The sequence below is a fragment of the Ralstonia flatus genome, from assembly GCF_958439105.1.
Taxonomy (GTDB): Bacteria; Pseudomonadota; Gammaproteobacteria; order Burkholderiales; family Burkholderiaceae; genus Ralstonia; species Ralstonia flatus.
In genome coordinates this window covers 244,059-257,291 of record NZ_CAUDLI010000007.1, presented here as the reverse complement: position 1 = coordinate 257,291, position 13,233 = coordinate 244,059, and the positions used below count along the sequence as shown (strand labels likewise).

At 64.2% G+C, this 13,233-nt stretch carries 11 protein-coding genes; 9 read left to right on the top strand and 2 right to left on the bottom strand.

Annotation, left to right across the window (positions count from 1 at the left end):
- Positions 1-256 precede the first annotated feature (256 nt).
- Positions 257-1,942, bottom strand: a complete 1,686-nt coding sequence (locus R2676_RS17610; RefSeq protein WP_206274489.1) for a ShlB/FhaC/HecB family hemolysin secretion/activation protein — start codon at positions 1,940-1,942, stop codon at positions 257-259.
- Between the two features lie 269 nt (positions 1,943-2,211).
- Complete coding sequence (locus tag R2676_RS17605; protein ID WP_206274488.1) at positions 2,212-3,759, bottom strand: collagen-like triple helix repeat-containing protein; 1,548 nt, start codon at positions 3,757-3,759, stop codon at positions 2,212-2,214.
- A 489-nt stretch (positions 3,760-4,248) separates the two neighbouring features.
- Here R2676_RS17605 and R2676_RS17600 point away from each other — a divergent pair, with 489 nt between their 5' ends.
- The 9 genes from R2676_RS17600 (at position 4,249) to R2676_RS17560 (ending at position 13,233) form a co-directional block, all read left to right on the top strand.
- Positions 4,249-5,373, top strand: coding sequence for a collagen-like triple helix repeat-containing protein (locus R2676_RS17600; RefSeq protein ID WP_206274487.1), 1,125 nt, complete (start codon positions 4,249-4,251; stop codon positions 5,371-5,373).
- Between the two features lie 567 nt (positions 5,374-5,940).
- On the top strand, positions 5,941-6,126 hold the full coding sequence (locus R2676_RS17595; RefSeq protein ID WP_206274486.1) for a Flp family type IVb pilin: 186 nt from the start codon (positions 5,941-5,943) through the stop codon (positions 6,124-6,126).
- A gap of 92 nt (positions 6,127-6,218) precedes the next feature.
- Positions 6,219-6,683: an A24 family peptidase gene (locus R2676_RS17590; RefSeq protein WP_027679055.1), complete on the top strand. Its 465-nt coding sequence runs from the start codon at positions 6,219-6,221 to the stop codon at positions 6,681-6,683.
- A 62-nt stretch (positions 6,684-6,745) separates the two neighbouring features.
- Entirely contained in the window at positions 6,746-7,249 is a 504-nt protein-coding gene (locus tag R2676_RS17585; RefSeq protein WP_027679054.1) for a TadE/TadG family type IV pilus assembly protein, read from the top strand.
- A gap of 76 nt (positions 7,250-7,325) precedes the next feature.
- Positions 7,326-8,252 carry a Flp pilus assembly protein CpaB gene (gene cpaB / locus R2676_RS17580; RefSeq protein WP_206274484.1) on the top strand — a complete coding sequence of 309 codons (927 nt, stop codon included), beginning with the start codon at positions 7,326-7,328 and terminating at the stop codon, positions 8,250-8,252.
- Complete coding sequence (locus tag R2676_RS17575; protein WP_206274483.1) at positions 8,245-9,609, top strand: type II and III secretion system protein family protein; 1,365 nt, start codon at positions 8,245-8,247, stop codon at positions 9,607-9,609. The genes cpaB and R2676_RS17575 overlap by 8 nt, the downstream gene beginning before the upstream one ends.
- Before the next feature lie 9 nt (positions 9,610-9,618).
- Positions 9,619-10,962: an AAA family ATPase gene (locus tag R2676_RS17570; RefSeq protein ID WP_206274482.1), complete on the top strand. Its 1,344-nt coding sequence runs from the start codon at positions 9,619-9,621 to the stop codon at positions 10,960-10,962.
- Positions 10,959-12,314 carry a CpaF family protein gene (locus tag R2676_RS17565; RefSeq protein ID WP_027679050.1) on the top strand — a complete coding sequence of 452 codons (1,356 nt, stop codon included), beginning with the start codon at positions 10,959-10,961 and terminating at the stop codon, positions 12,312-12,314. The genes R2676_RS17570 and R2676_RS17565 overlap by 4 nt, the downstream gene beginning before the upstream one ends.
- On the top strand, positions 12,307-13,233 hold the full coding sequence (locus R2676_RS17560) for a type II secretion system F family protein (protein WP_206274481.1): 927 nt from the start codon (positions 12,307-12,309) through the stop codon (positions 13,231-13,233). Before R2676_RS17565 ends, R2676_RS17560 begins: the two co-directional genes overlap by 8 nt.

Here is a 13,233-nt window from a genome sequence, read left to right as displayed (position 1 = left end):
GACAGCTCAGAGTGCAATCCCTTGCTGTCGGCGTGGTGCGGCGTGATGCCGCCGTCGCTGTAATGATTATTGTTGTTTTGCGCGACTTCTGTTGTAATCGGCAACTCTTTGGAAAAACTTAACATTCCGCTTCTGATGCTCCCAAATTCGGACGGTGCTGTATCCCCCTCCTAAGAGGGGAGTATGGGCGACTTTCAGCGCTGAAAATATAAATAATATAAAAAATTCCTACACATGTTCACGATGCCGGCGGGCGTCAGTTGAACTGGTATGTGTAGGCCGCGTTGAACCGCAGACTGCGGGAGCTTGAATTGATCGGTTTGTCGCCCACGGGGCGCGCGATCGCCAGATCCAGCGTGTAGTACTTCCGATCGGAGAAGCGCACGCCCAGCGCAATCGAACCGAGCTGGTCATGCACCAGCGTGCCGGCGTTCGAATAGACCTTTGCGGTGTCGTACAGCACGTAAGGCTGCACGGTCTTCAGATGATCCATCGAGACCTGGAACGCGCGGTTGATTTCCACCGAGGCGCCCCAGCCGCGGTCACCCGCCACTTCGCCGGCCGGATAGGCCAGGCCGAAGAAGCGTCCGCCAAAGCTGATCTGCTCCGACGACGGAAGCACCGCGCCGCTGTACTGCGCTGCCCCCGACACCACCACGCCAAAGCCCAGGGGCAAGTCGTGGGCTTCGCTGGCGGTGACGCGCGTGCGCAGGAAGCTCAGGTCGACGTTGTTGGTGGCGTTGGCCGAGGCGCCCTTGCCGGCGCCCAAGCTGTTGATGCCTTGGTACAAGCCCAACGACGCACGTCGGGTCTCGCCCGGGTTGACTTCGGTATAGAGAACCTCGGCACCAGCCACGCGGACTTTGGTATCTAACTCTGTCTGCGCAAAGCCCGGGTTTTGCGGTGTATAGCGCTGCTTGTCGTCGTTGCCGTAAAAGGTGCCCGTCAGCGTCAGGTTGCGGGTGTTCGATAGCAATACCGGATAGCTCAATGACAAACCGAGCCGCTGCGTGTCCGTCAGATAGCGCGATTGATAACCCAGTTGCTCCAGCGGCAGATTCTCGGGCATGCCGCGATAGTGCGACCACGAGAGCTTCGCCAATAGTCCATCGGTGCCGATCGGCTGTGCCCACGTGGCGGAGTAGAACGTCTCGTGATCCGACCCGCGCGGTTGCAGCGTCGACACGGTGATCTGCTCGCCCAGCGGCGTCACGCTGTTCAACGTGCCCGTGATGATGGCCCGCACACCCGGCGAGCGATATTCGACGCCCGTGCCGATGGTGTACGGCTGGCGCTTCACGTTCAACACCAGTTCGCTGGCGCCGTCGGTGGTGGTGGGCGGCTGCACGGTTGCGGTGATCTGCACACCGGGTTGCAGCGCCAGCACGCCGGTCACGCGCTCGAACGTTTCGCGGCGCAAGGGCTTTTCATTCATCAGGCGCTGCGAGATGTCGCGCAGGCGGCCTTCCAGCGGCCCGGGTGTCCCTTCGATTCGCATGCGCGCCACATAGCCTTCGACCACGGTAACGCGCACGACCCCGCCTTCAAAGGTCTGTGCGGGCACAAAGGCAAACGACAGCGGAAAACCGCGGTCGGCATACAGCTTGGTGACCTCGTTCGCGGCCTGCAGGAGTTGCGCGACGGTGATGTCGTGTCCGGCCAGCGGTGCGAAATACGCAGCGACCTCAGGAAACGGCAGCGTCTTGACGCCTTCGATCTGGAACTTGGTCGGGGTGAGATGGGTGGCGAGCAGATTCTCCAGCGCGGGATTCGGCCGCTGAACTTCGACCTGGATTTTCTGCTGGGGCGGACGGGAAGTATCGACCTTGGGAAGCGTGTCGATCGGGTTGCCTTGGGTCGGGCTGCTCTGCGCCCAGCTCAGTGCCGGGCCGGTCAGTGCTACGCCTGTGGCCAGGGCCAACCGCATGGTGGTGGTCCGCACGCCTGTCTCCTCCGTGGTATTCGTTTGTGGTGTCGCGAAGCCGTGCAGCCGCGCGTTGCATCAAACGATAACCGCGAGACATGGTGCTTTACAACAAGACACATGGAGGGAGCGTTCACGCGACGCAACGGCCAAGGTTGATACCGATGGCGCGAAGGCGCGTGCCAGCGAGCCCAATGACGATGCCGCATTGCGCGGCATCGGTCTGTTTGAAACGCGACAGCGGCGGGCCGGCGTGGTAGCCGGTCCGCCGCTGTGTGGACGCTCGATCAGTGGTGCGTGCCGCCCAGTACGCCGCCGACCGTACCCAGCAGGCCGCCCACCGCGCCAGTCACCGGCGACAGCGGCGTTGCTGCACCTGCCGACGTCAGGCCCGTGCCCACCGTGGTGACCACCGTGCCAACCGGTGCCGTGATTGCGTTGACCGGGCCCAGCGGATTGCCGGTGCCGCCTGCTGCACCGCCCAGGCCGCCCAGCAGACCGGTGACCGGAGCGAGCGGGCTGGAGCCACCTGCGCCACCCAGACCGCCGAGGGCGCCCGTGATCGGCGCGAGCGGATTGCCGCCGCCCGTTGCGCCACCGAGGCCGCCCAGCAGACCGGTGACGGGAGCGAGCGGGCTGGAGCCGCCTGCGCCACCCAGACCGCCGAGAGCGCCAGTGATCGGCGCAAGCGGATTGCCGCCGCCCGTCGCGCCGCCGAGACCACCGAGCAAGCCAGTGACCGGAGCGAGCGGGTTGGTACCGCCAGTGCCACCCAGACCGCCCAGTGCGCCGGTAATCGGAGCGAGCGGATTACCGCCGCCCGTCGCGCCACCGAGGCCGCCCAGCAGACCGGTGATCGGCGCCAGCGGGTTGCCGCCCGATGCTGTGGGCGAGTACACGACGCCGCCCAGCGCGGCAACCGTGTTGCCCGTGGCCGTGACCACGCCACCCAGACCGCTGACCACCGGAACATTCGCCGCGGTGAGCGTGGTGCCGCCCTTGGCAACGGCCCCGCCAATCGTACCCAGTAGCGTATTGACCGGCGAACCCAGACCGGTGGCCGCGCCTAGCGTCTGCGTACCGCTGGTGACCTGTGAAGTCAGCGGCACGATGGCCGTGCTCAGTTGCTGCGTAAGTTGTTCCACGGGGCCGGTCGACAGGGCCGTGCCCAGCGTGCCGCCGCCGTTGGCCACGGCTTGGCCGATCTGCGTGACCACACCTGCCAGCGGCGTCGTCACCGGGGCCAGCGGTGCCAGCGGGCCGGTGCCCAGGTTGTTGACCAGCGTGCCGGCGCTCGTGACGGTGTTTCCGGCACCGGTCACCACATTACCGAGACTGGAAACCGTGGTGCCAACCGGATTGGCGTTGCGGCCGATGCTGCCCAGCCCGTTCTGCACGCCCGTGCCCAGCGCCGAAACCGTCGCGCCGGCGTTTTCGACGACACCGCCCAAGCCGCTTTGCACACCGCTCAGTTGCGAGGGCAGCGGCGCCGTTTCGATCGTCTTGCCAAGACCGGTCACCGTCGAACCGACGCTCGTGACAATGCCGCCCGCATTGTTGAGGACTGCGCCAGTCGGTGTCAGGGGCGCAGGTGCCGGAGTCGGACTCGGGCTCGGGGAAGGCGACGGAGACGGAGACGGCGAGGGGGAAGGCGACGGCGAAGGGGAGGGGGCCGGGGAAGGCGTCGGCGTCGAACCGCCGCCGTTGTTGTTCGAGCCGCCGCCGTTTGAACCGCCCAGCGAGCTGCCGAGGTCGCCGGAGCCGGAGCTGGCGCAACCACCCAAAACCAACAGGCTTGCCATGGTGGCGGCCAGGCACTTGATGTTCTTATTCATGATGGATCTCCCGTTTTAAAAGTCCGCTTTAGTCAGCAGGAAAATGTCTCACTCTCGCTGTGAGGTGGCCGGACTCTGCAAACGGTGTGCCATGTCTTGATTATTACGCAATGCGTAATGGGGTATCAGAATTTGCCCCGGTTATCTCAATAAAAATGAAGAAACTGTGGAAACTAACCAAAATGCGTGATTTCCATACCCTACCAAAGTAGGGGTGAAACGTTTGCCTCGTGGGTTATGTCGGGAACGAATATGTTCCGTGTCACGTTACGCCGTAACGTCCGAAACACGGATTTGAATGGCGTAACACCGCGTTTTGAGGTTGGGGTAACACCTGATGCATCGCCCACAAAACCAATAAACAGGCCGCTCTCCGAAATCTGAGTCATGTTTCTAATCCACCTGGCATGCCCTTTGCAGAATGTGGCCCGCAGTCCGCAGTACCGAGCTCAGACATCAAGACACATCATTCCAAGAAGGGGACGGACCATGACTCACATTCGATACTCCATTCGCGTTGCGCCGTTGGCCTGCGCTGTTGCCGCTTTCATGTTGGCGGCTTGTTCTTCGGGAGGCTCCGGCTCGGGCAGTTCGCCCAATCCGAGCCCGAACGATACGACGGGCGTGACGCCCATCGGCAAGGTCGCAAACGGCACGGGCAACACCGTTGTGGCGACCGGCCAGGCTGTCAGCAGCCTGGGTTCGACGCTTCAGAACGCAAACATTCCGGGCCTGTCCGATCAAGCCAAGGCCGGGCTGGGCGGCACGGTGGACAACGCCGGCAAGGCCGTCAGCGATCTCGGTCTGGGCATCCAGACCGGCATTGGCAAGATGGGCCAGAACCCGAATCCGATCGGCACGACGGTGGCCAGCACCGGCAATGTCGTGACGGATCTGGGCCAGGCCACGGTGAGCGCCGGCTCGCTGGTGCAGGGCCTCGGTCAGGGCTCGGGCGCGCCGCTGGCGCCGATTACCCAGCCTGTGGGCGGCGGCGTTCAGCAGGTCGGCCAGGCGCTGATTGGCGGCGGCACGCTGCTGGGCAGCGCGCTGTCCTCGGGCGCGGTTCAGCAAGTGACGCAGCAGCTGAGCACGGCCATCGTGCCGGTCACCACGCAAGTCAGCGGGGCGACGCAGATGGTGGGCGATGCCACCGGCCTGGGCGGGGTTCTGAACAACCTGTTGGGCACGGTAGGCGGCGGTGTCGCCGGCGCCGGCAACACCATCACCGGGACGGGCGTGCCGGTGGTCTCGAACCTGGGTCCGGTCGTGACGTCGGTCGGCACGACCGTCGCCGCAATCGGCGGTGTCACCACGGCAGGCGGCTCTGCCGGCAGCAACCCGCTGGGCGGCCTGCTTGGCGGCGTGGGTGGCAGCACCGGCGGCAGCAACCCGCTCGCCCCGCTGACTGGGTTGCTGGGCGGAGCCTCTGGCGGTTCGAATCCGCTGGCACCCGTGACCGGCCTTCTGGGCGGCGCAGCCGGCGGCAGCAACCCGCTGGCCCCTGTGACCAATCTGCTGGGCGGCGCGACGAGCGCAGCCGGCGGAGCCTCGGGCGGCAGCCCGCTGGCTCCCATTACCAACTTGCTGGGCGGCGTTGGCAGCCTGGCTCACTGAGCAGTACCTGTCTGTGCTCTTGAAGGTGCGCGGGCGTGTTCCCGTCGCTCGCGCATCCTTTTTTTGTCTAGACAGAAGGGGAGCGTTCAGACCGACCCCGAGGATTAATGGGAAACCCGCCCAAATAATGAGTTTGGTCCGAGGTGCATTAGGGGATTTCCATTAGTTTTCAGAGGGTTGGCATGTCTTTAATAAAGTTAAATAGAGACTTAACTCTAATTTGTGACAAGTACCTCAGTTGAGTTATTTTGTTTGCGGCGCCGCACGCCTATAAAGTTGTTACGGGGTGTTACGTGACATACGTGACACGCCGAAAAAAAAGGATGCCCATGGGGTGGGTGTGCGGTGATCACCGGGTGTGTTCTGGGAATTACGCTCAGTGAGGCTTGAATCTCGTTCCATTAGTGGAACGACGCAGGTAGCAGAAATTTCTGCCGCTTGTGTCATCGCAGTAAATCCCCATGCGTTTTATCCGTTACTAGCAAATATGAACTGGCTAAGGTTGGAGCGCCGAAAGCTGGTCGAGATCAACACGTCCGCGGGCGAGTGCAAACAGGAGAGAGAATCATGAAAAACGCCGTTCTGAAGTTCCTTCGTGATGAACAAGGTGCCACTGCCGTTGAATACGGCATGATCGCGGGCCTCATCGCAGCAGCGATCACGGTCGCCGTCAGCAAGCTTGGCAACGAACTCACTACCGTGTTCAACAGCATCTGCGGGGCAATCAAAGGTGGTGGCGCTACCACGTGCTAGAGCGCTGGTACGGCCATGCAGATACCGCTGGCTGGGCGAGTGTCGTAGTTCTCGCAGTTCTGGCTATTACGTGGGACTTCCGCGCGCGGCGCGTGCCGAACTGGCTCGTCGCTGCGGGCGTGGTGCTGTCCATCGTGCTGATCAAGCTGGGCGGGGTCGAGGCACTTGCCTATGACTGGCAAGACTTCTGGCTTGGCGGGGTGATCGCATTCGCCTGTTTTCTGCCGCTCTATATGTTGGGCTGGATGGGCGCGGGCGACGTCAAGTTCTTCACGGTCGCCGGGTTGCTGGCCGGCTGGCACGGGCTCGTCGCAGTGTGGCTGGTCTCCAGTCTCATCGCGGGGCTGCATGGACTCGCAATCTTGATGCTGCGCCAGTTTGATGTGTCATCGCCGTCGGCCTGGCTCGCGATGCGCATGTGCCCGGCGCTGGAGCGCTGGGACGCCGCACAGGCCGGACGCCGCGGTATTCCGTATGCAGCCTATATGGCGATCGGATTGCTGAGCCTGCCTTGGGTGCCCGCCACGATGCGGATGCCCTGGTTGCCGGGCATGTAGCCGGAAGATTCAAGCGTTGAAGAAGAGCCGCAAAGCGGCCAGCCTATAAAAAGGAGTCGGCCATGCCGACATTGCGATGGGAACGGGAGGGTGCATACCTGCACCCAGATACGCGCAGGCCAGTAGCCAGCCGGCTTGCGCGACACAACAGCCGCGGTGCGGCTTCTGTTGAATTTGCCGTGGTCGTGCCGGTGCTGCTGGTGCTCATGCTGAGCATCGTGTACTACGGCGTGATTCTCGCCATGCAGCAGATGCTGACGCTGGCGGCTGAAGAGGGCGCGCGCGCCGCGCTGCGCTATCAGCCTTCCAATACCCAACGTGTCGCCGCGGCCTATGCGGCGGTTGCTTCGGTACTGCCTGCCTCGCTGAGCGCGCGGGTCCAGACCAATCAGAGCAGCACACCCCTGGTGAACTGCCAGAACGTGGCAGGCATGCAATGCCTGAGCGTGGTGCTGACCTTGCCCGTGACTTCCGGCAACACCCCCCTGCTGCCTGCGATACCCCTGCTGCCCGCACCCGCCACGCTGACGGGCTCGGCCGTCGTGCAGTTGGTAGCGGGTTCGTAAGCCCTTCCGGTTCGCTGATTCTCTTGATTGATCGCACCTGACATCGCACCCAAGATTGCCTAGACAGGCCGCCCAGATGACCAGCAAACATCTCCAGATTTTCGCCGCCGGACTCCTGCTGCTTGCCGCCATTCTTGGCGCCGTAGCGTGGAAGAGCGCGCATCGTGCGCCTGCGCCGGTGGCCGTGCAGCAAGACGGCAAGACCGTATATCCCGTTGTGATTACCGTGAAGCCGCTGGAAGCCGGCAAGGCCATCACCGCCGACCAGGTGGCCATCGAACGGTTGCCCATCAACCCGACGGATGCGTTCTCGGACGTCAGCAAGGTGGTGGGGCGCGAACCCGTCCTGCCGATTGGCGTGGGTGTGCCGTTGATCGCATCGCAACTCTCCGCCGGATTGGCTCAGCAGGTCGAGGCCGGCCAGCGCGCGGTTGCCATCAACGTGGACGAGGTGATCGGCGTGGGTAACCGCGTCATGCCTGGCGATTACGTCGACGTGTTTCTCGTGATGCGCAAGGACGGCCAGGAGATCGAAGACAGCCAGGCGCGCCTGCTGCTGCCGCATCTGCGCGTGCTGGCGTTCGGCCCGCTGGCCGTCAACGAAGGGCCGCAGAAGCAGCCGGAGAGCAACAACGTCACACGCAAGGTCGATCAAGCCAAGACGGCCGTGCTGGCCGTGCCGGTGGAGGCGGTCAACCAATTGGCGATGGCCCATCAGAGCGGCCGTCTGCTCCTGGCGCTGCGCAACCCCGGCGACGACGCCGAGCCGACCGTCAAGCCGCAGGATGCCGCATTGCTGGCAGCCGCCAACCGCAACCCGATGGACGTTGCACAAGCCGGCGTGTCGATGGCCAGCCTGACGGGTTCGGCGCGCAGGCCGGCAGTTGTGCAAGCGCCGCCGCTGCCAGCCGTTGCCGCAGCACGCACGACGGTGCGCAGCAGCACCGCCGGCACTGGTGTCGAGATCATCCGCGCAGGAAAACGTGAGGAGCAACATGACTGATGCCGCCATGGTTCGCGGTTGGATGGGCGTACTTGCGTTGGGCTACGCTGCCTTCGTGTCGACCGCATGGGCCCAGACAGAACCGACCGGCCAGACGCTTCATCTGCTGACGGGCAGCCAGCGCGAGATTCGCCTGGGCAAGCCGCTGGAGCGCATTGCGATTGGCAACCCCGAGATTGCCGATGCGCTGTTGCTCAAGGGGCGCGGCGCGGCCACGAGTGTCCTGATCATCGCCAAGAAGCCGGGCGCGGCCAACGTGATGGTCTGGACGCAGGGCGGCGTGGCGACGACTTACAACGTGCAGGTGGACGCCGCTGCGCCTGTGGCAGGCGATCCGACCGTGGTTGCGCAGGGCGATACCGCCGTCGTGTCGGGCCAGCCCAAGGATGTATACGCGTTGAGCCGCGCGCGCCGCGCCGCCGCCACGACCAGTGGCGCCGAAAAGCCGAAAGACGGCAACGTCATCGACACCACCTCGATGAACGTGCCGGGCACGGTGCAAGTCGACGTGCGGGTCGTGGAGTTCAGCAAGACGGTGCTCAAGGAAGCCGGGTTCACGTTCGGCCGTACGCGCGGCGGTTTCGATTTCCGGACATTTGCGCCGTCGTCGCTTTCCAAGGTCACGTTCGGCTCCAACGGCTTGACGACCGAATCGACCATGCCCATCGGCTCGGCGTTCAACCTGCTGGTCTCGTCGGTCAGCAGGGGGCTCTTTGCCAACCTGAGCCTGATGGAATCGAACGGCATGGCGCGTGTGCTGGCCGAGCCAAGCCTGGTGGCGTTGTCGGGCCAGAGCGCCAACTTCCTGGCGGGCGGCGAGATTCCGATTCCCGTGCCGCAGGCCCTCGGGACCACCACCATCGAATACAAGCCGTTCGGCATCGGGCTGACGGTGTCGCCGACGATCCTGTCGGAAAACCGCATTGCCCTGAAGGTCGCACCCGAAGCGAGCGACCTCGATTTCAGCCGTGGCATCACGCTCAATGGCGCGACGGTGCCGGCCATCGTCACGCGCCGGGCCGATACAACGGTGGAACTGGGCGATGGCGAGAGCTTTGTCATCGGCGGCCTGGTCAGCCGGTCAACGCTATCCAACATCGACAAGGTTCCGTTCCTGGGCGACGTGCCGATCATCGGGACGTTCTTCAAGCGACTGAATTACAACCAGGAGGAGCGGGAGCTCGTGATCATCGTTACGCCGCATTTGGTCAAGCCGATGGCACGCAATGCACCGATCGACAAGATGCTGCCGGGCCAAAGCGGCGGGCAGGATCGTGATGTCGCGGGCGAGCCGGTATGGCGGCCGTTTGCTCTGGGGGTGGCAGATCCGGCCACCATGCCCGGGTTCTCGAAGTAAGGGGCGGGCATGGATTACTTCCTTCTGCACGGCGGCGCGCGTGGCGGCATGCAGGCCGACGCCCAGTCGGCAGGCGTGCACCGCTGGCTGGCCGCGGCGATTCGGGAGCTGGGCGTGCTGGTGGCGGAGACGACGGGCCACGACGCGTTCATCGAGCAGATTGGCGCCGTGAACCCCGAGGTGGTGTTTGTGCGCTTTGCCTCGTCCCCCACGCTGATCGACGTACCGGACCAGGACCAGAAGCTGGGCGAGGGCACCGACGCAATCAACGAGGCCACGCAGCTTGTTGCGCAACTCACGCGTTTGTTTCCGGGCTTGCCGCTGGTGGCGGTGGGCTCGGCAGCCGATGGCCGCGCGATGCTCGCCGCCTTGCGCGCCGGCGTAAAGGATTTCGTCGATGTGGATGGCGCGCCGGCCGAAGCCGTGCGCGTGGTGCGTCGTTTGCTGGCCGAGCGCGCTTCAGCCGAGCCGACGCGCCGCGGGCGCGTGCTGGCCGTGTTGGGCGCGCGTCCTGGCGTGGGTGCCACCACGTTGGCCACCAACCTTGCCACCGTGGTGCGCCGCACGTCTGCCAGTGATGTGATGCTGCTCGACCTCGGCCAGCCGCTGCGCGATGGCGCGCTGTACCTCAACGTGCAGGCCAACTTCCATTTTGTTGAAGCCGTGCGCAACCTGCGCCGCTTCGACCAGGTGTTCGTGCAGACCGCGCTGTCGCGGCATCCGAACGGGCTGGCTGTGCTTCCGCTGCCCATTTCGCTTGCGGAGATGCGTGATATCTCGTTCTCCGAAGCGCTGGGCCTGCTTAACCGCTTGCGCACGTTCTTCGATCTTCAGGTGGTCGACCTGGGCGGTTTCGGCAACATCGATTTCATCGCACAGATCATCAAGGCCGCTGATGACGTGATGCTCGTGACCGAGCAGAGTGTGGGCGCCATCGTCTCGGCCGCAGAGCTGATGCAGGAACTCAAGAAGCGCGAAATTGACCGCGACCACCTGCACCTGACCATTTCAAAGTTCGACACACGCTTGTCGTTGGACGCGGCACAGATCGCGGAGCGGTTGGAGATCCCCTCGGTGCTGACCGTGCCGAACCGCCGCGAAGCGCTGGTGATTGCGTCCAACCAGGGCGCGATGCTGGCCGAAACGCACCCCACCGACGCCTACGTGCGCGCGCTTGCCCAGATCGCCCAGACGCTGGGTTATGCGCAGCAGAGCGAGCGCGCCTCAGGTGTCTCGAGTTGGGTGTCAGGTGTGAGTGCGCGACTCGGCGGGCGCTTTGGCGGACGTTCCAAGCGCAAGTCGGCAGACGCCACTGAACTGGACATCGGGACCACCGAACGGAACGCGACATGACACAACCCATCGAGTTCTCCAACCAGGCGGACGCCGGCAACGGTGTGTTTGCCGTTTCGCAGGCCTTCCAGGACATCAAGGAAGCCGCGCACGAACATCTGCTCACGCGCATCGAAGAGCTGGGTGCCGAGTTCGGCCGCTGGTCGCGCACGGCCATCCAACGGTTTGTCGATCTGGAGGTGGAAGGCTTTACGCGCATGCGCCGCATCCCCGTCAACGAAACGGAGATCCGGCAGATTGCCGAGGCGCTGACGAAGGAGCTGGCCGGCTTTGGGCCGATCGAAGACCTGCTCGCCGATCCGGCGGTGGAAGACATTCTCGTCAACGGTCATCTCGACGTTTATGTGTCGCGGCACGGCATTCTGGAACGCATTCCGGTGCGTTTTGCCGACAACAACCACCTGCTGCGCATCGTGCGCCGCATCCTCGCGCCGATCGGGCGCCGGCTGGATGAATCGAACCCGATGGTCGATGCACGGCTGCCCGACGGCGGCCGCATCAACGTGGTCATTCCGCCGCTGGCCCTTGAAGGGCCGGTCGTGTCGATCCGCAAGTTCCGGAAAGACCCGCTCAAGCCTGAAGATCTGCTGGGCCTGGGCACGATGAGTGAAGAGATTGGCGCGCTGATCGAATCCGCTGTGCGCGCGCGCTGCAACATCCTGGTCAGCGGCGGCACGAGTTCGGGCAAGACTTCATTGCTCAACGCGATGGCGTATCACATTCCGACGACCGAGCGCGTCATCACCATTGAAGACACGGCGGAACTGTCGCTCAACCACCCGCACGTGGTGCGCCTGGAAAGCAGGCCAGGCGGCTTTGAGGGCACGGGCGTCGTCACGATCCGCGAGCTGCTGCGCAACAGCCTGCGCATGCGGCCCGATCGCATCATCGTGGGCGAAGTGCGTGGTGGCGAGGTGCTGGAAATGCTCCAGGCCATGAGTACCGGCCACGACGGCTCGATGGGTACCATCCACGCCAGCAGCCCGCGCGAATGCCTCTATCGGCTCGAGATGCTTGCGGGCTTTGCCGGCTTCCAGGGCAGCGAGGTGAGCCTGCGCCGGCAGATCACCAACGCCATTGATTTCATCGTGCAGATCGGGCGGCTGTCCAACGGCAAGCGCCGCATTCTGTCCATTACGGAAGTCACGGGGTTGGGGGACAACATCATCTCGACGCAGGAGTTGTATCGTTACGAACCCTACATCGGTCCGGACGGCGAAGAAGTCGACCGCTGGACGGCGCTGGGCCTGCAGCCGCATTCGCCCAAGCTCGCCCGCCTGCGCAACAGCGAAGGGGGTGGCATGGACGGCGGCATGACTGGATTCGGCGGCGGAGGCCGTTTCCATGTCTAGCATGACGCTCTGGTTCGGTTGCCTGGCGCTGCTGCTGATGGGTGCGTCGCTCATGCTGTGGGCGGAGGCCGTGCGCCGTCGCGAGCGCGAGGCATCGCGCAGTTTCGTGCGTGCACAGACCGACCAGATCAACGCGCGCTACCAGCCGAACGTGGAGCCCGCGCCGGCCAGCGTGCCCGATTCACTCCACCGCGTGTGGAACGACGCGCTGCGCCGCGCCGATATCGAACCGACGCGTCGCTTTTACCTGTTGCTGATCGTGCCGGCCATCGTGATTGCGCTGGTCGTATGGGCGTTGTCGAGCATGATGTCGGCTGTGACGGCGCTGGGGTTGTACGTGTTGATCGTCGCGTTCCTGTTCTGGAACCGCACGCGCAAGATGAACGAGCGCCTGCTGCAACAACTGCCGGGCTTCCTGGATGGCGTGGTACGGCTGATGAGCATCGGCAGCGCCGTGCCGGCCGCGTTTCAGGCCGCAAGCGCCAATACCGAGCAACCGTTGCGCAACTGCCTGACCGCCATCACGCAGATGCAGCGTGCGGGCAAGGATCTGGACGCTGCCGTACTGACGGTCGGCCAGCAGTACCGCGTCAATGAGCTGATTCTGCTGTCGTCGGTTTTGCGCCTGGCGTTGCGCTACGGTGGGCGGGCCGACATTGTGATGGAGCGCACGGCGGCGTTCATGCGCGATCGGCAGCAGGCACAGCGGGAGCTGTTCGCATTGTCGGCAGAGACGCGGTTGTCCGCATGGATCATCGGGCTGCTGCCGATCGTGGTGGGTGGGGTGATCGTCATGTTCAACGCGGCGTACATCATGTCGATGTGGCGCGATCCGTTCGGCAAGACGTTGATTCTCACGGCCTTCGGCATGGAAGTGCTGGGTGCCGTCATGCTGGCCAGGCTGGCGAAATCGGTCTGA